General features: G+C 56.1%; 23 protein-coding genes and 1 tRNA gene. 11 read left to right on the top strand and 13 right to left on the bottom strand.

Translation table 11 applies throughout. From position 1 onward, the window contains the following. Nucleotides 1-10: 10 nt before the first annotated feature. The gene (gene mnmL / locus ACZ52Z_RS14255; protein WP_464267443.1) at nucleotides 11-949 is read left to right on the top strand and encodes a tRNA modification radical SAM protein MnmL/YtqA; all 939 of its coding nucleotides are present in this window, start codon (nucleotides 11-13) and stop codon (nucleotides 947-949) included. Here mnmL and ACZ52Z_RS14250 read toward each other — a convergent pair. The 6 genes from ACZ52Z_RS14250 to ACZ52Z_RS14225 all read right to left on the bottom strand — a co-directional run bounded on the left by ACZ52Z_RS14250 (nucleotide 932) and on the right by ACZ52Z_RS14225 (nucleotide 5,211). Continuing rightward, nucleotides 932-1,726 (bottom strand): spermine/spermidine synthase domain-containing protein, encoded by a 795-nt coding sequence (locus ACZ52Z_RS14250; protein WP_464267442.1) that lies wholly within the window; start codon nucleotides 1,724-1,726, stop codon nucleotides 932-934. The two genes, mnmL and ACZ52Z_RS14250, sit on opposite strands and share 18 nt — an antisense overlap. A gap of 104 nt (nucleotides 1,727-1,830) precedes the next feature. Further along, nucleotides 1,831-2,175, bottom strand: a complete 345-nt coding sequence (gene yajC / locus ACZ52Z_RS14245; RefSeq protein WP_464267441.1) for a preprotein translocase subunit YajC — start codon at nucleotides 2,173-2,175, stop codon at nucleotides 1,831-1,833. A gap of 30 nt (nucleotides 2,176-2,205) precedes the next feature. Continuing rightward, entirely contained in the window at nucleotides 2,206-3,330 is a 1,125-nt protein-coding gene (tgt, locus tag ACZ52Z_RS14240; protein ID WP_464267440.1) for a tRNA guanosine(34) transglycosylase Tgt, read from the bottom strand. Nucleotides 3,331-3,484: 154 nt separating this feature from the next. Next, complete coding sequence (locus ACZ52Z_RS14235) at nucleotides 3,485-4,315, bottom strand: amino acid kinase family protein (RefSeq protein WP_464267439.1); 831 nt, start codon at nucleotides 4,313-4,315, stop codon at nucleotides 3,485-3,487. Between the two features lie 33 nt (nucleotides 4,316-4,348). Beyond that, nucleotides 4,349-4,546 carry a hypothetical protein gene (locus ACZ52Z_RS14230; protein WP_464267438.1) on the bottom strand — a complete coding sequence of 66 codons (198 nt, stop codon included), beginning with the start codon at nucleotides 4,544-4,546 and terminating at the stop codon, nucleotides 4,349-4,351. Between the two features lie 230 nt (nucleotides 4,547-4,776). Beyond that, nucleotides 4,777-5,211 (bottom strand): FKBP-type peptidyl-prolyl cis-trans isomerase, encoded by a 435-nt coding sequence (locus tag ACZ52Z_RS14225; protein ID WP_464267437.1) that lies wholly within the window; start codon nucleotides 5,209-5,211, stop codon nucleotides 4,777-4,779. Nucleotides 5,212-5,682: 471 nt separating this feature from the next. Here ACZ52Z_RS14225 and ACZ52Z_RS14220 point away from each other — a divergent pair, with 471 nt between their 5' ends. Then, nucleotides 5,683-6,615, top strand: coding sequence for an amidohydrolase family protein (locus ACZ52Z_RS14220; protein ID WP_464267436.1), 933 nt, complete (start codon nucleotides 5,683-5,685; stop codon nucleotides 6,613-6,615). Between the two features lie 420 nt (nucleotides 6,616-7,035). Continuing rightward, the gene (locus ACZ52Z_RS14215; RefSeq protein ID WP_464267435.1) at nucleotides 7,036-7,230 is read left to right on the top strand and encodes a hypothetical protein; all 195 of its coding nucleotides are present in this window, start codon (nucleotides 7,036-7,038) and stop codon (nucleotides 7,228-7,230) included. Nucleotides 7,231-7,311: 81 nt separating this feature from the next. On the opposite strand, the gene ACZ52Z_RS14210 is transcribed toward ACZ52Z_RS14215, so the two are convergent. From ACZ52Z_RS14210 to ACZ52Z_RS14185, 6 genes are all read right to left on the bottom strand, one after another. Continuing rightward, nucleotides 7,312-8,406 (bottom strand): phosphotransferase enzyme family protein, encoded by a 1,095-nt coding sequence (locus tag ACZ52Z_RS14210; RefSeq protein ID WP_464267434.1) that lies wholly within the window; start codon nucleotides 8,404-8,406, stop codon nucleotides 7,312-7,314. A 15-nt stretch (nucleotides 8,407-8,421) separates the two neighbouring features. Beyond that, the gene (locus ACZ52Z_RS14205; RefSeq protein WP_464267433.1) at nucleotides 8,422-8,784 is read right to left on the bottom strand and encodes a nucleotide pyrophosphohydrolase; all 363 of its coding nucleotides are present in this window, start codon (nucleotides 8,782-8,784) and stop codon (nucleotides 8,422-8,424) included. 28 nt (nucleotides 8,785-8,812) lie between these two features. Beyond that, on the bottom strand, nucleotides 8,813-9,757 hold the full coding sequence (locus ACZ52Z_RS14200) for a 2-hydroxyacid dehydrogenase (protein WP_464267432.1): 945 nt from the start codon (nucleotides 9,755-9,757) through the stop codon (nucleotides 8,813-8,815). 82 nt (nucleotides 9,758-9,839) lie between these two features. Beyond that, nucleotides 9,840-11,600, bottom strand: coding sequence for a chorismate-binding protein (locus ACZ52Z_RS14195; protein WP_464267431.1), 1,761 nt, complete (start codon nucleotides 11,598-11,600; stop codon nucleotides 9,840-9,842). Between the two features lie 103 nt (nucleotides 11,601-11,703). Beyond that, complete coding sequence (locus ACZ52Z_RS14190; RefSeq protein WP_464267430.1) at nucleotides 11,704-12,939, bottom strand: aminotransferase class I/II-fold pyridoxal phosphate-dependent enzyme; 1,236 nt, start codon at nucleotides 12,937-12,939, stop codon at nucleotides 11,704-11,706. A gap of 339 nt (nucleotides 12,940-13,278) precedes the next feature. Then, a complete protein-coding gene (locus ACZ52Z_RS14185; RefSeq protein WP_464267429.1) occupies nucleotides 13,279-14,229 on the bottom strand; it encodes a radical SAM protein in 951 nt (316 codons plus the stop codon). A gap of 295 nt (nucleotides 14,230-14,524) precedes the next feature. On the opposite strand from ACZ52Z_RS14185, the gene hgcA reads away from it, so the two are divergent. From hgcA to ACZ52Z_RS14150, 7 genes are all read left to right on the top strand, one after another. Further along, the gene (gene hgcA, locus ACZ52Z_RS14180; RefSeq protein ID WP_464267428.1) at nucleotides 14,525-15,697 is read left to right on the top strand and encodes a mercury methylation corrinoid protein HgcA; all 1,173 of its coding nucleotides are present in this window, start codon (nucleotides 14,525-14,527) and stop codon (nucleotides 15,695-15,697) included. A 14-nt stretch (nucleotides 15,698-15,711) separates the two neighbouring features. Further along, nucleotides 15,712-15,999, top strand: a complete 288-nt coding sequence (gene hgcB, locus ACZ52Z_RS14175) for a mercury methylation ferredoxin HgcB (RefSeq protein ID WP_464267427.1) — start codon at nucleotides 15,712-15,714, stop codon at nucleotides 15,997-15,999. A gap of 69 nt (nucleotides 16,000-16,068) precedes the next feature. Further along, nucleotides 16,069-17,499 (top strand): 3-isopropylmalate dehydratase large subunit, encoded by a 1,431-nt coding sequence (gene leuC / locus ACZ52Z_RS14170; RefSeq protein ID WP_464267426.1) that lies wholly within the window; start codon nucleotides 16,069-16,071, stop codon nucleotides 17,497-17,499. Continuing rightward, the gene (gene leuD / locus ACZ52Z_RS14165; RefSeq protein ID WP_464267425.1) at nucleotides 17,499-18,137 is read left to right on the top strand and encodes a 3-isopropylmalate dehydratase small subunit; all 639 of its coding nucleotides are present in this window, start codon (nucleotides 17,499-17,501) and stop codon (nucleotides 18,135-18,137) included. Before leuC ends, leuD begins: the two co-directional genes overlap by 1 nt. A gap of 23 nt (nucleotides 18,138-18,160) precedes the next feature. Continuing rightward, nucleotides 18,161-19,141, top strand: a complete 981-nt coding sequence (locus tag ACZ52Z_RS14160; RefSeq protein ID WP_464267424.1) for an HlyD family secretion protein — start codon at nucleotides 18,161-18,163, stop codon at nucleotides 19,139-19,141. Then, nucleotides 19,138-20,064, top strand: a complete 927-nt coding sequence (locus ACZ52Z_RS14155) for an ABC transporter ATP-binding protein (protein ID WP_464267423.1) — start codon at nucleotides 19,138-19,140, stop codon at nucleotides 20,062-20,064. The genes ACZ52Z_RS14160 and ACZ52Z_RS14155 overlap by 4 nt, the downstream gene beginning before the upstream one ends. A 1-nt stretch (nucleotide 20,065) precedes the next feature. Then, nucleotides 20,066-21,178, top strand: a complete 1,113-nt coding sequence (locus ACZ52Z_RS14150) for an ABC transporter permease (protein ID WP_464267422.1) — start codon at nucleotides 20,066-20,068, stop codon at nucleotides 21,176-21,178. Between the two features lie 118 nt (nucleotides 21,179-21,296). Here the strand turns inward: ACZ52Z_RS14150 and ACZ52Z_RS14145 are convergent, their stop codons facing one another. Beyond that, nucleotides 21,297-21,650: a hypothetical protein gene (locus ACZ52Z_RS14145; protein WP_464267421.1), complete on the bottom strand. Its 354-nt coding sequence runs from the start codon at nucleotides 21,648-21,650 to the stop codon at nucleotides 21,297-21,299. Nucleotides 21,651-21,781: 131 nt separating this feature from the next. Between ACZ52Z_RS14145 and ACZ52Z_RS14140 the strand changes: the two genes are divergently transcribed. Then, nucleotides 21,782-21,879: transfer RNA gene (locus tag ACZ52Z_RS14140), tRNA-Sec, on the top strand. Nucleotides 21,880-22,154 lie beyond the last annotated feature (275 nt).

The following is a 22,154-nucleotide window of genomic DNA, read 5'->3' as shown; positions in this document are numbered from 1 at the left end:
TCCGCCACCCATGGGGCAACCGCTTGTACGCACATTCAGTCATCATTGCCGGCAACGTTACGGAGCCGCAGTCGGAAAGCTGCCTCTGGATGTTGGACTTTCCTGCCCCAACCGACGGCAAGGGGGCTGTATCTTCTGCCGACCGGCAAGCTTCACCCCCCATTACCTGTGTGCCGAAGATTCGATTGACGTCCAGATCGCCAAAGGAAAACAGCAACTGCTGAAAGGGCGGTTTCGACGATACTTCGGCTACTTTCAGCAGGAAACGGTTACCGCTCTCGCTTCGCACAAGCTCCTTCCCCTGCTCAGTTCCGTTTTGGATGATCCTTCCTGCTGCGGCCTGATCCTCTCCACTCGTCCCGATTACCTGTCCGAACCTTTGCTTACCCGGCTTGCCCGCCTGGTGCAAAGCAGGGAAAAAGAGTGCCTGCTGGAGCTGGGGCTGCAGTCCATCCATGCACGCAGTCTCGGTCTGCTGAACCGCAACCATTCGCTGGAAGACTTTCATACGGCCCTGGAACGGATCAGGCGCCATGCCCATCTCTCTGTGGGTGTGCATCTGATCTTGGGCATACCCGGGGAATCAACGGGTGACATGATCGAGTCCATCCGTTTGGTCTGCCGGCTGGGGATCGATGCCCTCAAGCTGCACCACCTCCAGGTAATCAGGGGGACGCCTTTGCACACCATGTACCGGAAAGGAGAGGTCCGGGTGTTTACTTTGCAAGAGTACATGGACGTGCTGCTTCAGCTCCTTCCTGTCATACCGGCAGACGTCACCCTGCACCGGCTGTGGTCCACTGCCCATCCGTCCCTGCTGGTGGCTCCCCGCTGGCAGGTGCTGACCGGCGAGCTAAGTGCGATGCTCCAGCACAGGCTTGCCGAACAGGGATTGTCGCAGGGGTGTTTCGCCTGTTATCCACCTATGGTTTCAAGCAAAGAGCGTTAATTTATTGGCCCTGCGCATCCTTTTCAGGTAGCGATGAAAGGGCAGGTTATACCGCTGCTGGTGCAATGCAAGCTGCTTGCGGGCCTTGCGTATCCGCTTTTTGGGGATCTCGCCGGCAAAGGCTAGCAGAATGGCGTTGCTTCTTTTTTTAACAGCCATCTCAAGGACCTGGTTGTTGCAGCCTTGACGTAGAGCCTGGGTAGCCTGGGAGTAGAGTTGCCTGTCACCGTTCCACAGGTTGACAGCGATTATGCCGTCCTGGGAGAGTCGGGTGCGCATGCTGCGGTAAAAGTCCGGTGCAAAGAGTGGAGCGGCCATGGAGCGCGGTCCGAAAATATCGATAAACACCACCTGGTACGGTTCCTGGTGAGGCGGATGGCAGAGAAAATCGACCACATCAAGCGGATATACGTGGAGGCGTGTGGTGACGGGAAGAAGGAAAAAGGTCTTGGCAACGTGAATAATTTTTTCTTCCTTTTCAATGATATCCAGCTGGGCATCGGGGTGGTGGTGGTGGAGAAAGTGGGCGATGGCTCCTCCGCCGAGGCCACAGAGGAGGAAGCGGCTTGGTTCAGGGTGAAGCAGCAGGGCAGTCATCATCCACCTGGTATATGCCAGCTGGAGGACATGGAGGTTTTTCAGGTGGATACAGCTTTGTCGTTCTTCGGTCCCGAACCGCAGGTTGCGGAGCGGGCCGTCGTCTGATACTTCGACCGGGTGGCAACCGGTGCTTCCTCGATAAACCAGGTTTTCCACGGAATAGGGATGGTACTGCAAAAAAGCGGCTCAGGAGAAGCTCCTGGAGCCGCTTGTCCTGTTCAGGGCGTGAGGAAATCAGAAATTTTCATACCCGATGAAAATCAGCACTTGCCTCCAATGCCTCAACCACCGCCTTTGGCCGGTGCAGCTTGCTTCTCAGCATCTACAGCACTGCCCATGATGGAGGCGCGGTTCACCTTGATCCGCACGTTTTCTGCGATCTCCATGGTGACCACCGTATCGGTCAAGCCGGTGATCTGGCCGTGAATGCCGCCGCCGGTGATGACTTTGTCACCTTTTTTCAGGTTCTTCAGGTACTGTTGATGTTCCTTGGCCTTTTTCTGCTGCGGACGAATGAGCAGAAAATAGAAGACAACAAAAATAAGAATAAGCGGTATGAATGAGGCAATACCGCCGGCACCTCCGGCCATGGGGGCAGCGCCCTCTGCGTATGCAATTCCGGTCATGGGAAAAACCTCCAAAAAAAAAGAAATGGGTCAATAGGGTGCGGACATATCCCGCTGTTCATAGAATCGGGTGCGAAAGGCCAGGAATGCGTCGTCGGCAATGGCGTCTCGCATCTCTGCCATCAGGGAACAGTAGTAGTATAGATTATGGATACTGTTTAACTGATAGGCAAGTATTTCACGGCATTGAAAGAGATGCCTCAGATAGGCCCTGGAGTAGTGCCGGCAGGTATAGCAAGTGCAGGCTTCATCCACTGGTCTAGGGTCATCCCGATAACAGGCATTTTTTATAACAAGTCTCCCCTGCGAAGTAAAGAGCATTCCATTGCGGGCATTACGGGTCGGCATGACACAATCAAACATGTCGACACCGTGGTACACCCCTTCAACCAGATCCTCAGGGGTACCGACTCCCATGAGGTATTTGGGATGCGCAGCGGGCATATAGCTGACCGTGGCCTCGAGCAATTCGTACATGAGCTCTTTGGGTTCTCCAACCGACAATCCGCCCAAGGCGTAGCCAGGAAAACCGATTTCCACCAGCTGTTCAATGGCTTCCCTTCGCATATCAGGGTACATGCCGCCCTGAATGATGCCGAACAGATGTTGTCCTGTTGCCGATTGCGCGTCGCGGCACCTTCTGGCCCAACGAGCTGTCAGCGCGGTAGCGGCGGCGGCCTGTTCCCTGGTGGCCGGGTAGGGAATGCAGGTATCCAGGGCCATCATGATGTCTGAGCCAAGGGCCTCCTGCACATGGACCGCATCCTCAGGGCTGAGAAAGAGTTTTTTTCCATCCAGGTGGGACCTGAAAGTGGCGCCCTCTTCGGTGATCTTTGCCAGCTCCTGCAGACTGAAGATCTGGAATCCGCCGGAGTCGGTGAGTATGGGGCCGGACCAGTGCATGAACTGGTGCAGGCCGCCAAACCGTCGGATCAGCTCATGACCGGGGCGGATAAAGAGATGGTAGGTATTGCCGAGGATAATCTGGGCCCCGAGCTTCTGCAGGTTTTCCGGGGTAACGGCTTTGACCGAGGCCTGGGTACCCACCGGCATAAAGACCGGTGTCTTGATGGTTCCGTGCAGGGTCGCAACTTCTCCAACGCGGGCATGGCACTCGTTGGACTCTGCAATCAGGGTATATGGCGAAGGGGTCATACGTGCGGGGTGAGGGGGTTGATATATAAATGGAGTGGCAAGCGGGAACGAACTGCCTGTTGAGTGTCACATGTCAGTGGACGGTTTGCCCCCGCGCCACCGAAAGAAACAGGATTCGGTGGCGTGGAGCGTGGCAGCAGAAAGGGAAAAGTCCCTATTGTTTGTAGATAAAGGTGCCGACGTGTTCTCCGTTCAGGGCGCGGGTGATGTTACCAGGAACCATACCATTGATGACCTGCACCTTTTCAATAACCTCTGAATTCTGTATCACTTCAAGACAGGGTCGCTCGATGACCAGATCGTCCTGGTTTCTATCCATGAGGTCCTGAGCGCCGATTTCCGGGATAAACTCGGCATCAGGGTGCTTTTTCGGGTCATCGGTGTAGAGGCCATTCTCATCCTTGATAAAGAGCACGGTCTCCGAGCCGATCAAGTCGGCGAGAATCACCAAGCCCACATCGGTGCGATGAATGGGTATTCTGCCCACCTGCGGCTTGATTGCAAAGTAATCATAGGGGGGCATCCCATGCATGACCGGAATAATACCCTCGGCAAAATAGGCCGGGAGTTTGACGATATCTGAATGGGATATTTTCACTCCGCCCCAGGGCGAGAGAAGGGTTGCCACCATCAGGGCGTTCTGCTCGGAGATCATACTGCCGAATTTGGCAATAACACCGGTGGGCATTCCCATCTCCAGCCCGATGGTGTAGATGTGTCGACTCCTGGTGCCGCCGCCGGTGGTGACCAGCATCTTATGATCGACGCGGTTGGCGACGATTTCCTTTAAGATGGCGGGAAGCGCATGCGCTCCCCTGTCACAGATGGATTGGCCGCCGATTTTTACAATCTTCACATCCGGGTAAAGTTTTTCCTGGGGGGCGATATCCAGGTTGTCGATAAACTCCTTGCTGACCAGACTTTCCCCCATCAAGGGACTTTCTACATGCAGCCTTTTGCCGTCCTTCTCGCGCACCAATGCCATAGTGTCCTCTCCTGCTGCTGACTGTTGAGCTGTTTATTTACGGTTCTTGTCTCTTTCAAGTTCAATCAGTTCGGATTTAGTGGCCTTGGCAATTTGCTGCAACTCTTTTTTGCGGAGGTGGTTGCCGTAAATCTTCAAATCAACTCCACTGACGGCAATAATACGAAAACGCGGTGTTTTGCTCCCTTCTTTGACTTTCATGCGTTCCCGATAAAAGATCTGTCCGGACATAGTGTTCTCCATGAAGTTAGAGGATGGGTGAGGGATAATTTGTAATAAAATATGTCCTATGCTCTGTTATAGCAAGGTGCATGAAGCCGGTTTTGTCCCCTGTTGGTGAAGGTGGCGGCAAACAGGGAGTGTACGGAGGGGATGGTGGAGCAGCTGTAAAGGAAAAGAGCAGGCAGACGGTGTCAGGGTGGTGCACAACCGTCTGCCTGCAAAGCATCGACGGGCTAACGTCAACCGGCGGTAACGGAAACCAGTTGAATGTCGAAGGTGAGGTCTTTGCCTGCAAGCGGCGGGTTGGCGTCAAGAGCGATATGCTCATCGGTTATTTCCACCACCCGGACAACCACCGGTTGATTTTGTTCATTCATCAGCTGGAGCTGCATGCCTATTTCCGGGGTGATATCCTCGGGAACCTGCGCCACAGGTACGTTAATTACCATCTGCTCATTACGGGGGCCATAGGCCTTGTCGCAGGGAATGGTCACGGTTTTTGATTCGCCAACGGCCATGCCGACGACCGCCTCCTCAAAGCCGGGGATCACCTGGCCGCTGCCAATAGTGAAGGGCAGGGGCTCGCGGCCCTCCGATGAGTCAAAGACGGTCCCGTCCGTAAGGGTACCGGTATAATGAATGGTTACGCTATCACCGCTTTTGGCCTGTGTCATGTTTTTCTCCTCGTGATGGAAATAAGGGGTCCTTTACCGGATGTCTGCCGGCAGGAGGGGAGTCCTGAAATAGTGTCTCTGTCGCAGAGAATCCTCAGAGAGGGTGATAACCGATTACCGGATATCAGGCTGATGGCTTACCGTTCGTTCCAGGTGTAGGTGAAACGTAGAGCCCGCAAAAAGGATGTGCAACGTGAAATAACAAGCCGTTATTCCATTGATAGCTCTCAGGGTGTAACAGGGTGACAGAGCAATTGCAACGACTTTCACTGATTCGATCCGGTTTCGCTCAGGGTTTTAAGGTGGAGAGGCAACACGGAGGCAGGAAAAGGATCGAGGGACAAGCCGTGTGGCTTGACTGTGAGGGAATGTTGCCTACGTTGTCAAGAGAGCATGGATGCGTGACGACGTTGAGCCACCGCAGACCAACCATTATGAGGGTATCTCCCTCACAACCGGGAGATGATGCACATGCAACATGGTATACATGCAGGCTGGTTGATTGACGGATCAGGTGGACCGGTTCGGGAAAATGTCCTGCTGACGGTCGAGAATGGTATCTTGGCGGACCAGGCGACGCGGAATGGGAGAGCGCAACCAGAACGTACCATCAATCTGAGCCATTGCACGTTGGTTCCACCCTTGATTGACAGCTGCATCCATCTTTGTTTTTCCGGCACGATTGACCGGCAGGTGCGAGCAAAACAGGAACGGCAGACATACAGCGATGCGAAGGTGGCCATAAAGCGGCACCTGGATGATGCCTTCAGTCATGGCATTTTTGCGGTCAGGGACTGCAGTCAGCAGGAGGAGATGATCCACCGTTTTCGTACTGAACAACAGGAGCACCAGAATGGGCCGCCGGTGGAGATCCGCACCGGAACCGTCTGCTCTCTCCCCCAGGAGTTTTGGACGGCAACCGCAGGGGACAAGGCGACAATGGCCCACGATTATCCGTTTTGGTCCCCATTGCTGCTGGCGCATAACGCAAGTGAGCAGACCGGCGTCCCATCGGATGCCGTTTTCACCGATCTTGGACTCCATAGCAGCACCTCTGTGCTGCAGCTACAACGGGTTTCTCAGGCCAGGGAAGCCGGGATACAGCTGGTTGTCGGAACCGGTGCCGGGGCCAGCGGTGTGCTCCATGGAGAATCGATGGTCAGCGAGTTGAAGCTGCTTATGAAAGCCGGACTGTCGCTGGTCGAGGCCATTGCCTGTGCAACAGCCAACAATGCTCGGCTATTGGGCATGGACCAAACCCTGGGAGCGATTGCGGTGGGCAAACCGGCCCACTTTCTCGTTGCCCGGGGCACCCCTGCTCAACTCCCGCGTAAACTGGCCTACCTTGAAGCCATATACATGTATGGACAGCCGTGTCCAGCGCAATACTACCGGAAAGTATAGCTCCTCTGGCGGAATAGACGGCCATGGTTCAGCAGGCTATGCTATTGTTTCCCTCGTTGAACGTGAGGTAGAGAGCGGTTGGTGAGTCCAAGGTCGTCCCGGTAGCCTGCTCACCTGCTCTCTGGCACCACTACCGGGGCAAAAGACGACGAACGACCATGCGGATCTGGATCTTCGCAGCAATCCGAGAACATAGCCGCTGTTGTCTTCAGGTGGTTGCTTTTTTTTTTGCTAGACCAGGGCACAGCGATGCCTTGGTACAGCTGTTGGGCGGCCATGTAGCCGATGCAGCCGATCATCCTCAGGCGAGGAACCACCTTGATTTTTTACACAGAGGACCCTACTTTTTACCCTGTATACGTTGTAAGGCTGTACAGTCAGCTGCATTCCATTCCACCCAATCAACCAGGAATTAAATCTATGCTACCAAGTGATAAAATCGACAAAGCGTTCAAGGCAATCGTTGAAGAAGCGGAAAAAATGTTGAAAAAAGACCTCTCTGGAAAACAGGAAAAAAGAGCAAAAACAATTATTTCCATTGCCAAGCACCAGAGCGATATTCGCGGAATGGGGGGAACGTGCTGCCATCCAAAGAAAAATGGCAGCTGCAAGTAATCGGTATTGCCCCCTGCGATGTGAGTTCCAGCCGCAGGGGGCTTTTTTCTTCTCCCCTCGGCATTATCCCCGCCCGCCACGTCAGTCCCGTTCATCTCCTGTTATAGGAAAAAGGGCAGAAACTGCTGCCTGCAACGGCCCTTGCTGCGCCTCAATAGAGTCGGTCAGGGAAAATTGTACCAGCGCCCGGTCCAGGTTGTGCCCTTTACGGGTGGTTTTGAAATAACGGTTACCGCTCAGGTAGTCGATGAAGAAGCGCACCCCAAGCTCAAAACTGATGACCAATGGTGCCATGGGCAACCACTGTCGATCAGCTGCGCCAAGCAAGGGTGCAGCGATCTGTCCATATCCCTCCAGAAACCAGCGAAAGGCAGGGACGGAAAAGTGGGTGGAAGCCGGGTCGCACTGTTCTTCACCCGCCTGATTGCAGCATGAGCGAAGACCGTCGCCCAGATCGTGCAGTAGCAAGCCCGCCTGCACCGTATCCAGATCGATCAGCGAAATCACCCTGTCCAGGCGCTGTGTGAACAGGAAGTTGGAGACTTTCGGATCGCCGTGGACGACCTGGCAGGTAAACGCATCCCCGGCGGCGGCAAAGTTGGCAGCCAGCTGACGGTACCGTTTGATAGCCTCCACACAGGCTGTTTCTCGGCGGCCTGAGGGCGTCCACCTTGCAATGATCCTGTCATACTGCTCGAGATACTTCTGGGAGTTATGCAGATCAGGGAGCACCTCCTGCAGGAGGCGGTGGTCAACGTCGGTCATAACCCGGTGAAACAACCCCAGCATGTATCCCAGCTCCCTGGCCTGTGGCGTCGAATGCAGCTCTTCCAGGGTTTGCGCATGATCGATATGGTGATACATTCGCCAGCCATTTCGGTGGGCATCAAGGAAATGATCCTGCCCGTCTTTGGTGAGAGAGAGCTCAAGAAAACGATAGTCGCAGTAGTTTTGCTGTGCCCACGCATGCAGGTGTTTCGTTACCAGGCGGATATTATGCATGACTGCTCCTGCATCGGGGAATACGGTCGCCGGCAATCGTTGCAGGACTCGCCGTCCTCCGGAACCAAGCTCTATCAGCCAGGTATCATTGATTTTTCCCCCGCCCAATGGGGCAATAGTCGCCGCTCGGGTCGGGGATAGAAAAAAATCAAGGGCTGCTGCTGGTGTGGTCATCGGTGCATGGTTGGTTCAAGATCCATCGGGGTGCTCTGGCTGGGCGTGCATCAGCGGTGGGTATTTGCTCCGGTTGAGTTCCATTTTTTCAGTGGCCGCGGCCATCAGGTCAATGTCCAGGCAATCGGCCATCCGCACCAGGTAAATGAACACGTCCGCCATTTCATGGGCAACCTCCTGCAACTCGCTCATACCGAGGTCCATACTCTGTTCCGGGGTCTTCCACTGAAAGTGTTCAAGCAGCTCTGCCGCCTCAACGCTCAGGGCAGCAGCAAGGTTTTTCGGCGTGTGGTACTGCTCCCAGTCACGTTGTCGGGCGAAAATGCGAAGACGGGCGGCAAGTTCCTGCAGGTCGGTCAAGGGGTGCGTACTATCCATAGGAGTTGCAGTGTCCAGGTGCAGGGGATCAATTGACAATGCGCACCGCACTGCCGTTCCTAAAGGCTTCAATGTTTTCCACGGTCTGGCAAACGATGCGCTCCCTAGCCTGCATACTGCCCCACGCGCAGTGAGGGGTGATGATCAGGTTGGGGATATCTGGTGCCAGGAGAGGATTGGTGGCCTCGGGTGGCTCCGTGGTGAGGACATCGGTAGCGGCTCCGGCAATGGTTCCGCGACGCAGGGCCCGGGCAAGGGCGTTTTCCTCGACAATTCCGCCACGGGCAGCATTGACGAGAAAACTGGTTGGCTGCATCAACTCAAGTGCTGCTTCATCAATAAGGTTGCGGGTCTGGTCGGTGAGCGGGCAGTGCAGGGTCAGCACATCAACCCCGGGCAGGAGTTCCCGGAGGGGAATCCGCCCTGGCTGGCTAGTGCCCGGGCGTTGACCCAGGAGGACCTTCATTCCGAAAGCCTCGGCAATGCGGGCAACCCCTTTACCCAGGTTGCCGTAACCGATGATGCCGATAGTCCTGCCCTTGAGTTCCATGATGGGATAGTCAAGCAGGCAGAATTGGCTGGCCTGCTGCCATTTTCCGGCGCGTACCGCCCCGTTGTAGGGGATCAGGTTGGTATGCAGGGCCAGGATCATGGCAAACACGTGCTGCACCACCGAATCGGTCCCATATGCCTGGCAGTTGCAGACTATGATATTGCGGGCTCTCGCTGCCTCGCAAGCCACGTTGTCCGTACCGGTGGCCACCAGACAGATCAGCTGGAGGCGGGGGGCTTCATCGAGCAGTGCTTCAGTAAGTTTGACCTTATTGACAATCACCACATCGGCCTGGCGGATCCGCTTGCCGGTCTCTTGGGGATCGGTTTGCTGGAACACCTCAAAGGTAGAAAAAAGTCCGCGTAAGGCAGAGAGGTCAAGGTCATCTAGAGTTTCGCTGTCAAGAAAGACACCGTGCATGCGCGTACTCCATGGGATGGCGGCAGGGAGGCTTTACGCTTTTCACTGCCAGGTGAAGGAACGGAAGAATTGTTGCCCCTCCTTATACCATGACCGCCCGGTATCTGCCACGAACAGAATTGATCAAATAGAGGGGCCATCCCTTTTCCAAGAGCGACACCGGCAGCACCCGTTCCCGGATTACTCCCTCGGCCAGGAGCCTGGCACGGGCGGTGCCGGCCAGCAGTCCGCAACGGACCGGTGGTGTATAGAGGCTGCCGTTGATCTCCATGAGCATATTGGCAATGGTGGATTCGGTCAGCTCACCCCGTTCGTTGTAGAGGAGGACGTCGTCCGCCTGCGGCAGTGCGTGCCTGGCCTGATCATAGACCGCCCGGTGGGTTGTTTTATGGTAGAGGAAAATATCGTCGGTGTTCACCGGTTCCGCGGCAAGCGCCACCGTGGCCGTTGCGGCGACCGTGGCCAACGGTTGATGAATGAGGTCAAGGGTGCCGTCGGCCTGCAGGGTGACTCGTACCCGGCAACGATCGGCGCTGAACCCTGTTGCCGCATCAGCAAGCTGACAGAAAAAGGCAGGCCGATCAAACGGATAGGCAAAGTAGCGGGCCGAGGCTTCCAGGCGCAGGCAGTGTTCTTCCAGGAGGTGGTAGCCCCCCGCGTTGGTCCAGAGCAGGGTTTCCAGCAGAGCAAATGGCGGGTACCCGGGTGCACAGATTCTGGTTTTGGTCCGACACTCCCGGAACTCTTCCTCCGGGTCGGAGTCCCAGACAATACCGCTGCCGACTCCGTATTCCACTTCCTCCTGCTGCCTGTCATAGAGCAGGGTTCGGATCGCCACGGCAAACTGTGCCTGACGACCGGGAAGAAGGTATCCCATGGTTCCGGTATAAATCCGTCTGGGCTGACGCTCCAACCGGGCAATGATCTCCATGGTTGTGGCCTTGGGTGCCCCGGTAATGGATGCTGGAGGAAATAGGGCCTGAAAAATGGCCGACAACGAGGCGCTGGTTCTGGCTTCCACTGTAGAGGTCATCTGCAGGAGGGTCGGATACTGTTCGACGGTAAAGAGCGAGGGGACAATGACCGAGGACCGTGTTGCCATGCGGCCGAGGTCGTTGCGGACCATGTCGACGATCATGATGTTTTCTGCCCGGTTTTTACGGGAACGATGGAGCTGGCGCTGGTGGTGTACATCCTCCTCACTCCATCGTCCGCGGGGAGCGGTCCCCTTCATGGGACGGGAGACGATCCGATCCTGATCGAGGCGGAAAAACAGTTCCGGTGAACCGCTGGCAATGATCCATTGGTCGGTGGTGATGCAGCCGCCGTAATAGGGCGGCTGCTGTGCCAGCAGGGAGAGCAGTCCTGCAGCGTTCGCATGGGCCAGCCGGGCGCGTCGGCGGAAGGTATAGTTGACCTGGTAGGTCTCGCCGGCGGCTATCAACCGTTTGATTTCCCGGACAGCCTGGATGTACTGTTCCCTGGAGACTGTTGGCTGCCAGTCCAGCGGCGGGAGTTCTTCTACCGCAGGCGGTTCTTCATAAAGGGGGACGGGGTAAATACCGAACCAGAGCAGAGGAAAGCCCGAGTCGTCGTGATGGACGGTGAGGGCGCCATCAAAGGCAGGGGCCGCTTCATAGCTGACCCAGCCTGCTGCCGCGTATCCTTGTTCCTCAACCAGGTGCTCGATGGTGGCCAGCGCCGGCAGCACTTCGCTGGCGGTGCGAGCCACCACGATCTCCACCGGTGAGGAGAACACCAGCCATTTACCGTCGCTATTACTGAATAAACGGACCTGGTTTTCCACCAGTGGCGGCGGCAGTCGTTGTTTGGGGATGATCACAGGACTCAACGCTCCAGTGAACCACAGTGTGTATTATGGTGCACCGGGTTGTCCACAGCACACCATTACAGCCCAGACTCCTGCCCGGTGGAGAATGGGTTAATTATTTCTGCTCCCACTGAAAGGTGCCGGCCTCGATCTCCCGGTCGATTTCCGTGAGTGCCCGCCGCATCTGCTTCAATGCCTGCCGGATGCGGTTTTCATTTTCCACCAGGGCCATCCGGAGATACCCGTCTCCCTCTTCCCCGAATCCGGCACCCGGCGCAATGGCAACATTGGCCCGGTTCATCATCTCAATGGCAAAACGGATAGAGCCCATCTGCGCATACGGCTCCGGGATCTTGGCCCACAGAAACATACCGGCCTTGGGTGGATCCACCTCCCAGCCCATACGCGTCAACCCCTCGCACATGACGTCCCGGCGATTCTGGTACTGGGCAACCTGTTCGTCAATGGTATCGTCGCAATCCCGCATGGCCACAATCCCGGCGATCTGAATGGCGGAAAAGATTCCGTAGTCATAGTAGCCTTTGATTTTTGAAAGACCGTCGATCATCTGCCGATTGCCGACACAGTAGCCCAGGCGCCAGCCGGCCATGTTGTAGGATTTGGAAAAAGAACCGAACTCCACACCCACATCAGTGCTACCCTCGACCTCAAGAAAACTCGGCGCAACATACCCGTCATACGTGATACGGCCATAGGCAAAGTCGTTGATGACCATGAACTTGTACTTCTTGGCCAGCACCACAATTTCCTGAAAAAACTCCTTGCTGGCAAGGGTGCCGGTGGGATTGTGGGGATAGTTGAGCATGACCAGTTTAGGGCCGGGATAGAGGGACTGGCACATGGTGCTGATTTGCTCCAGCGACTTTTCCTCGGAGCTGAGTGAGATCCGCAGCACATTGGCGCCGGCAATGACCGCGGCATAGACATGGATCGGGAAGGCGGGGGCAGGGACCAGGACCGTGTCTCCCGGGCCGAGCAGGGCGAGACAGAGGTGGGATATGCCTTCTTTAGAGCCGATGGTGCAGATCACATCATCCACGCCATTGAGTTCCACCCTGTATTTCCGCTTGTAATAAAGGGCGATTTCCCGTTTCAGGTTCTTCATCCCCCCTGCTACCGGGTAGCGATGGGTCTTGGGGTCCATGGCCACATTACAGAGCTTTTCGGTTACCTGCTGCGGGGCCGGATCCACCGGGTTGCCCATGCCGAGATCGATGACGTCTTCGCCGCGCCACCGTTTTTCCATTTTAATTTTGTTGATCATGCCGAAAAGGTAGGGCGGCAGGTGATCCATGCGGTCGGCAAACTTGATTGGTTGTTCTTCACTCATTATGGTACTCCTTCCAGACGGTTGTCGTTCAGATCCTGTGTAGTCCGGCCCGCTCCGACCCAGGCAAAAAAAAAGCCTGAACCGCTTTGGTCCAGGCTGGTAAGACGCCATGGACCGGAGTGTTGGTCCAGATGGCGTTGACTGCTGTACTGTATTACCAGGAAGCGGTCGGGTGCCAGTGAACCATAGGCCTGGCCGCCGCCGCTCCTGCAACGTATTGTGAATGCATTCTCAGAATCTATACTCAGTAAAACGATATGGGTGTCTTTACACTGTAAACCAGCCGTAATGATACGAGATGGAACAGGTGCTGTCAACACATGGTTTACCGGTGATTGCCTATTTTTTCTGAAGTATCAGATTCCTGAGCAGGCCGTCAAGATCCCGCTGATCCAACCGGTGCAGTCCCACCTCCCTGGCACGGGTCAGGGCCTGTCGGTACTGCTGCGGGCTAATGGTATCTTCGAGTTCGGGAAAGTCGGCGATCCGGCCACAGGGACGGTATTGATCCATGATGTTGACGTAGGTGTTCCGCGATATTTTTTCGGCAATAAAGGCGAGAATGGCCGAGGTTTCTGCTTCGGTGCCCGGCATCAGCAGGTGACGAACCAGCAACCCACTGGTGGCTAGGCCCTGGCGGTCCAGGCAGAGGTCACCGACCTGCCGGTGCATGGTTGTCAGTGCCTGGCGGGCTCGTTTAGGGTAATCCGGAGCCTTGGCCCACCGCCTGGCAGTTGCCGGTTCCCAGAATTTGAAGTCAGGCATGTAGATATCAACCACACCGTCGAGCAGGTTCAGGGTGTCCACGGTTTCATAGCCGCTGGAATTGTAGACCAGCGGCACCTGCAGTCCCCCTTCTATGGCATGCACCATTGCTGCCAGGATCTGCGGCACCACATGACTTGGGGTCACCAGATTGATGTTGTGGCACCCCTGTTGCTGCAGTTCAAGCATGATCGCGGCCAGCTCCTGCTCGTCCACCGGCAGGCTGCCTTCGGTGCTATGGCTGATGTCGTAGTTCTGACAGAAACAGCATAACAGGCTGCACCCTGCCAAAAAAATGGTTCCCGAGCCCTTGCTGCCTACCAGGGGCTGCTCCTCCCCGAAGTGCGGACCGTAGCTGGCAACCATGGCTTTGCTGCCGGTCCGGCAGCGTCCTGTGTGTTCCTCGAGTCGATTCACCCGGCAGTCTCTAGGGCAGAGGCTGCAGCGGCCTAAAAGATCGTGGGCCTGGCTTGCGCGCTGCTGGAGTTCGCCGGACTGAAAGAGGGCATGCGAGGCGATGGTCATAGTTCTTCCTTGGCAGTGGTATTTTGGCTTCTCCGATAGAATAGGCAGGTACACGATGATTTCGAATATAGTGGTAAGGGTAATGCACCCCTGTATGGATGTCCATACAGCGGCATGGGGGCCCTTTACTCCCCACAGCAGTTGGGGGGGGGACTAACTGCCTGTCCCTTTGCTGTTCATCTGTATGAGGGGTTGAGTCTTCACCATATATCGTTTATCTTCAAAAGTCCGCGAAATGCGGTGCCTAAAGAGCAGGCGGCTGCGGACGAACCAATGAAAACCACAGGAAGAACCAATGGAGAGGCCCGAAGGAAGAGCAACATTGCAGCAGGTGCAGCTACAGCACCTTCCAATAGGGCAGGAGGGAGAGGCTCCCTGCTGAGGCCCCAAGCAAGAACCTCGGGCAGGGGTTCATCAGCAGGCCGGGTATACGGTTGAGCCGTTTGTAGAGGATTTTCTGGAAACAGCCACCGGCCCGGTTCCCCGGGTGGAGACGACTCCCTCGATTCGCGATCGCTGGCAGACCGCCCTGGCACGGTTGGGCTCCATTCGCAATACCTATACCGTTGCCCCTGGGGTGTATGCGGTGGGAACGCCAACCAGCCGTTCTCCGGTACTGGTGTCGGCTAACTACAAGTTATCGTTTGATGCGCTTCGGTTCCGGTTGGCTGGGGTTTCTGCCTGGATTCTGGTGCTTGATACCAGAGGGGTCAATGTGTGGTGTGCCGCCGGTAAGGGAACTTTTTCCACCGCCGAGATCCTCTTCTGCCTTGAGCGATTCCAGGTTTCGAGGCTGGTGGAGGAGAAGCAGCTGATCGTTCCGCAGTTGGGCGCCCCGTCCGTCAATGGGGCAGAGGTGCACAAGCGAAGCGGATTTCAGGTTGTTTTCGGACCGGTACGCTCACGTGATCTACCCGCCTTTCTCGATGGCGGTTGCCGGGCGGATGAGGCCATGCGTACGGTGACGTTTTCCCTGGCGGAACGAATGGTCCTGGTGCCGGTGGAGCTCTATTTGGTGGCCAAACAGCTCGTATTTATCCTCCTGCTCGGGTTGGTGCTCTCTGGTATCGGCCCGGATATTTTTTCTCTGGCAGCGATCCGGGAGCGGGGACTGCTCCTCAGTGTTGCCACCCTGGCGGCTGTTCTCAGCGGTACGGTGGTGGTGCCGCTGCTGCTGCCCTGGCTTCCCGGGCGCCAATTCTGGGTCAAAGGATTGGTGCCGGCAGTCATGAGCGGAAGCGGGTGCGTATGGATGATGGGAGGGGGAATGTCCGTGTCGGAGGCTATAGCCGTTGTTCTGTGGTCGGTGGCTGTCTGCTCATATCTGGCAATGAACTTTACCGGTTCCACCCCGTTTACCTCTCCCAGCGGGGTGGAATATGAGATGAAAAGAGGGCTGGTCGTTCAAGGGCTATGCTTGCTGGCTACGCTCATCCTATGGGTCGGCGGCCCCTTTGTTCATGCCTAACACCAGGTGGGCAAATGAAATATTTCAGGTATATAGATAGGACAGCGACGCTGCAACTTGATCAGCAGGCATGTATTGGTTGCGGCCGGTGCGTGGTGGTGTGTCCGCACCAGCTACTTGCTCTCGACCAGGGAAAGGGCCAGGTGATAGATGCTGATCGCTGCATGGAATGCGGTGCGTGCCAGACCAATTGCCCAACCGGAGCAGTGCGTGTGGAGCCGGGGGTCGGCTGCGCGGCCCACATCATTGCCCAGTGGGTCAATCGCCTATGCGGGCGCAAGGTGATGCAGGGTTGCTGCTGAGCTGGTCCCCGGATGAAGAAAATAAACCATATATTGAACAGATAATACGTTTTCGCGGAGGCTGAAGCAATGGCCGGAAAAACCTTGTATGATAAGCTCTGGGAAGCCCACCAGGTAGAGGAACGTTCTGATGGGACCTCCCTGCTCTATATTGATCGCCACCTGATCCATGAGGTTACCTCGCCTCAGGCCTTTGAGGGGCTTCGTCTCCAGAAACGTGAACCATGGAACCCAGGAGCCAACCTGGCCACCCCGGATCATAATGTGCCCACCGCTCCGACGGAGCGGGGGGCGGGCGTCAGTGGCATTCAGGATCCGATTTCCAGATTGCAGGTGCGGACCCTGGACGAAAATTGTCAACTGTTCGGCATTCGTGAGTTCGGTATGGATGACCAGCGGCAGGGGATTGTCCACGTGATGGGGCCGGAACAGGGCGTGACCCTGCCGGGGATGACCATCGTTTGCGGTGATTCCCACACCTCCACCCATGGTGCGCTTGGGGCGTTAGCCCAGGGGATCGGTACATCGGAAGTGGAGCACGTACTGGCTACCCAGTGCCTTATCCAGAAAAAGATGAAAAACATGTTGATCTTCGTCGAGGGCGAGCTTGGTGAGGGAGTAACGGCGAAAGACCTGATTCTCTACATTATTGGCTGTATTGGTACAGCCGGCGGCACCGGCTACACTATCGAGTTCGGCGGCCCGACCATCCGCTCTCTCTCTGTTGAGGGACGGATGACGATCTGTAACATGTCCATTGAGGCCGGAGCCAGGGCCGGACTGGTGGCAGTGGACGAGAAGACCATTGCCTATGTTAAAGATCGGCCCTTTGCCCCTGTAGGCGAGATGTGGGAGCTGGCCAGTGAATATTGGCAGGGTTTAGTCTCTGATGAAGACTCTGAGTTCGACAAGGTGGTCAACATCGATGCCGCCGTTATCGAACCACAGGTCACCTGGGGAACCTCCCCGGAGATGGTGATTCCGGTCACCGGCACGGTCCCTGATCCCCGGAAGGCGGAGACCGAAACCCAGGCTGCCGGGATAACCAATGCCCTCAAATACATGGGCCTTACCGCCGGTACGCCAATCACGGCCATCGGTCTTGATCGCGTTTTCATCGGTTCATGCACCAACTCCAGGATTGAAGACCTGCGGGCAGCCGCTGCGGTGGTCAAGGGGCGCCGGATTGCTTCCACCCTGAAGCAGGCCCTGGTGGTGCCGGGTTCCGGGCTGGTGAAGCAACAGGCAGAGATGGAAGGGTTGGATAGCTTGTTCCGCGACGCAGGTTTTGAGTGGCGTGAACCGGGGTGTTCCATGTGCCTGGCCATGAATGAGGACAAACTGGGGCAGGGCGAGCACTGCGCCTCGACCTCCAATCGTAATTTTGAGGGAAGGCAAGGGTTTGGTGGCCGCACCCATCTGGTGAGCCCGATCATGGCAGCCGCCGCATCCATTGCCGGTCACTTTGTCGATATCAGAACATGGAAGGGGAACGAGTAATGGAACCGTTTAATGTACACCAAGGGATAGTTGTCCCCATGGATCGGGCCAATGTGGATACTGACCTGATTATTCCCAAGCAGTTTCTCAAATCCATCAAACGGACCGGCTTTGGTCCCAACCTGTTTGATACCTTGCGCTACCTGGATGAAGGGCAGCCGGGGATGGACAACAGCAACCGCCCCCTGAATATGGAGTTTGTCCTCAATCAGCAGCGGTACCAGGGCGCCTCTATCCTCCTGACCAGGGAAAATTTCGGTTGCGGATCGAGTCGGGAGCATGCCCCATGGGCACTGCTTGATTTCGGGATTCGGGTGCTCATTGCCCCCAGCTATGCTGATATCTTCTTCAACAACTGTTTTAAAAACGGCATCCTTCCCATCGTCCAGTCTGAGGAGATCGTTGATGCTCTTTTTGCAGAGACCTATTCCACTCCTGGATATGCCTTGGAGGTAGACCTTGACAAACAGGTTATCCGCAAGCCCGATGGCAGCCAGCTCGGGTTCGATGTGGATGGCTTTCGCAAGCATTGCCTGGTCAATGGTCTGGATGATATTGACCTTACCCTGGAGAAGAGTGAACGCATTCGCGCCTACGAGGCCGCACGGCGCAAGGTAACCCCCTGGCTGTTTTGCTGAGTTCCGGTGCGGGGGCACAACAGGTGAGGACGAGATGGAGACCGCTTGGACGAGCACTTTTCCTGCTGGCTGCCGCTATCGTCATCTGCTGCCTGCCCGGGTGCCGAGAAAATCCTCCCCAAGCCCTCGGCACCCTGGAGTGGGATCGGGTACATCACCGTACGCCTGCTGGCGAAGAAATCATCGACATTTTGGTCCGGGAGGGGCAGCAGGTCGCGGCGGGTACCCTCCTGATGCAGATCGATGACCGCAAGGTCAGGGAACAATGGCGGGAGATCGACGCTCAGGTCAGTCGGGCCGAGTGGCAACTCAAGGAGCTGGAAGCCGGACCGCGTCCGGAAATCATAGCCGAAACCCGGGCCAGGCTGCGTGCGGCACAGGTAACCATGGATACAGCCCATGAGCAGTACCAGCGGCAGGAGACCCTGATTACCACCCGGGCCACTAGCCGCCAACAGCTCGATAACGCTCGCAATACCTACCAGAACGCCCGGGAACAGGTCAATGTACAGACCGCTGTCCTGGACAGGCTCCTGGCCGGTACCCGCAGAGAACAGATCAATCAGGCCCGTTTCGCCCTGTCGGCCCTGCGCGCACAGCGTGACCGGATGCAATTGATGCTTGAGGAGTACGCCATTCGGGCTGCTCGCGGGGGAAGGGTCGACAGTCTCCCGTTCAAGCGGGGAGACACTCCGCCCGGCCAGGCAGTGGTATGTACACTCCTGGCCGGTCAACGTCCGTGGGCAAGGGTCTATGTTCCTGAACCCTTCCGTGCCCGCATGCTGCCACAGCAGACATATACCGTCCTGGTTGACGGACGGCAGCGCCCCTATGCAGCACGCCTGCGCTCCATCTCCTCGGAGGCCTCCTTCACTCCCTACTTTGCCCTGGCGGAAAATGACCGTTCACGTCTGTCCTATGTTGCAGAGCTTGAGCTGACCGAAGAGGAGGCAGATCAACTCACCGCCGGGACACCTGCGCAACTAGTGTTGGAGCGGGAGTGAACGTCGCCATTCGCGTACAGGGAGTGACCAAGGCCTTTGGCTCCTGTGTAGCGGTAGACAGGCTCGATATGACCATCCCCTGCCAGACGGTCTACGGTTTTCTTGGCCCCAACGGGAGCGGCAAGACCACCGCCATACGCATGATGTGCGGCCTGCTCACCCCCTCCGGCGGGGAGATAGAAGTACTTGGTCTGAAAATTCCTGAGCATACCAGGCAGGTACGGCGGCAGGTCGGATACATGACCCAGAAGTTTTCCCTGTACAGCGACCTGAGTGTGCTGCAGAATATGCAGTTTATGGGACGGATCATGGGAGTCGGGCGCGGTGAACGCGGGAACCGGATCATGGAACTGCTTGAGCGTTTTCATCTCATGGATATTCGCCAGCGACAGGCCGGCGACCTTTCCGGCGGGCAAAAGCGACGGCTCGCCCTGGCAGCCGCCATCATCCACAAGCCGCAGCTCCTCCTGCTTGATGAACCAACCTCTGAAGTCGATCCCAATACCCGGCGGGCTTTCTGGGATGAGCTCTTTATCATGTGCGAGACCGGGACCACGGTCCTGGTGACTACCCACCTCATGGACGAGGCCGAACGGTGCCATCACCTTGCCATCCTCAACGAGGGCAGGAAGGTGGCCGACGGAACCCCGGCAGAGCTCAGGGCAGGGCTTGGCGCGACAGTATTCCGGTTGGAAGGACAGGACATCACCCCTGCTGTTGCAACGCTCAAGGCACGCTCCGGGGTGTATGCCACCACCCGTACCGGCAATGCCCTGAGGGTGCTGCTCAGACAGGGACCGGAACAGGGCAGGAAGTGGCTGGACAGTCAGCTCAGTGGGTATGCGCTGACCATTCATCCGGATCAACCCACCATAGAGGATGTATTCGTTATGGCCACCCGTTGCAATGGAACAGGAGGCTGACATGTCCGATTCTGTCCCTTCGCTGGTGCGCATTGTCGCCATCTGCCGTAAAGAAGTGATTCACCTGGTCCATGATCGGCTGACCTTTGGCATGGTGATCATGATCCCACTCTTCCAGTTGGTCCTCTTTGGCTATACGATCAACACCGATGTCCGCCACGTTCCGGCAGCGGTTGCCGACAACCTCAACAGCTCTTTTTCCCGGCAGCTCATCATGGATGTGGCAGCGACCCAGGTACTTGATTTTAGCACCACTGTCTCAACTGCCCAGGAGCTGGAAGCACTCATCCGCGATGGCACCGTCGGCGCAGGGCTGTTTATCCCTCGCGACACAGTGCAACGCTACACCATGGGGGACCGGCCTCTTGCGCAGCTGTTGGTGGATGGATCAGACACCACTTTGGCCGCTGCAGTCCGTCAGTTGCGCAACTTTACGTTTGCTCCGGACAGGGTGGTGACCAACCAGGAACAACAACGCCAGATCGCGGTTCGCCTGCTCTACAACCCGGAAAGAAGGGCGGCGCTATTCACCGTCCCCGGTCTGCTCGGGGTCATCCTGACCATGACCATGGTAATGTTTACCTCTATTGCCATAGTCCGGGAGCGCGAGCGGGGCAACATGGAGTTGCTCATTGCCACCCCGGTGCGCAACCTGGAGCTGATGGTGGGCAAGATCATCCCCTACATCGGTATCGGCCTGATCCAGGTATCAGTGATCCTGTTGTTGGGGGTACTCCTGTTCCGCATTCCGGTGGCGGGCAAGCTGACGGCCATCTATACGGTCTGCCTGATCTTTATTCTTGCCAACCTGACCTTGGGGTTGACTATCTCGACGCTGGCCCGCAATCAGTTGGCAGCCATGCAGATGTTTATTTTTCTCTTTCTTCCGTCCATGCTGCTCTCCGGGTTCATGTTTCCCTTTGTTGCTATGCCGCGTATCGCCCAGCAGTTGGCCGAAGTTCTGCCGCTGACCCATTTTCTGCGGATCATTCGAGGGATCATTCTTCGCGGGGAATCCATTGCCGGAGTTGCACCAGATATCTACTTCCTGCTGGGGTTTGCAGCCTTCTTTCTTTTTGTCAGTGCAGTGCGATTTTCAAAGCGGCTTGATTAAAGAAAAAAGAGAGGGACAGTCTGGAGGAAAGGGAGGTGAGCTATCTATTGAACGATATTGAGGGTAGAGTGTGGGTCCTGGACGTGTAAGCCCTGGACGCGGCTCTGCTTCGTTAGGTTTACTCGTCTGTCGGCTGGCTATCCGGGGTCGGGTCGTGATCCAACTCTTCATCTTCCTCCTCGTCCTCATCGTCATCAATGTACTTCTCTTCTTCTTCCTCCTCCTCGTCCGGGGAAATTTCCGGCGTGGGTCGATCGTCCTGGGCGCGGATGGCTTTGGGAATTTTTGATTCAGGGACCACAAAGGACCTGATTTTTTCGATTTCCTCTGCTAGCCCAGGTTCGGCTTTGCAGATTTCGCACTCTTTCACATGCTGATCGACGAACTGCATCATCCGGGCAGGAGCCATGGTCTCCTGCTTAACGCGAAGGTACCAGTCTTTGATCAAGCGAATAAGTCGTTCACATTCCATAGGGTTTTTTGAGAAAATTCCTCCCCGGGCGGGGTGCTGATTGTTGAAATAGGGATAACTGATTGGTAAGCGCTAAGTATAATAAAAAGTTGTTTTTCAGGTCAATAAATATTACTCTACCCTGCAACGACGGAAGTGGAAAGGGCACTGGTGGCCCTCCCGGACTTCAAATCCGGTGTAGCGGGTTAATGGCCTGCTAGGTGGGTTCGATTCCCATGCACTTCCGCCAATGAAATCAGTAATATAGTAGCCTCTGGGTCCTCCAGAGGCTATTTTTATCCCTGCTCGAAATTTCCAATTCTTTTCCTGCCCATCGACCAGATGCGAGAAGAGCTATGTTCATGTTTCTCTCACTTATAGAAACATAGATAGTTTGTAAAATATTGCAAAAACAACAGGTTAAAAGAGATTTTCTCTGTAAGGGCTTTAGTTGGTTTGCAGGAAGAAAGATCTTTTTGATATGCTAGAGTTTTATTTATTTTTGATAGTATCTCCAACTACATA

The organism is Desulfogranum aggregans (assembly GCF_055398265.1).
This window is presented reverse-complemented; position numbering and strand designations above follow the sequence as displayed.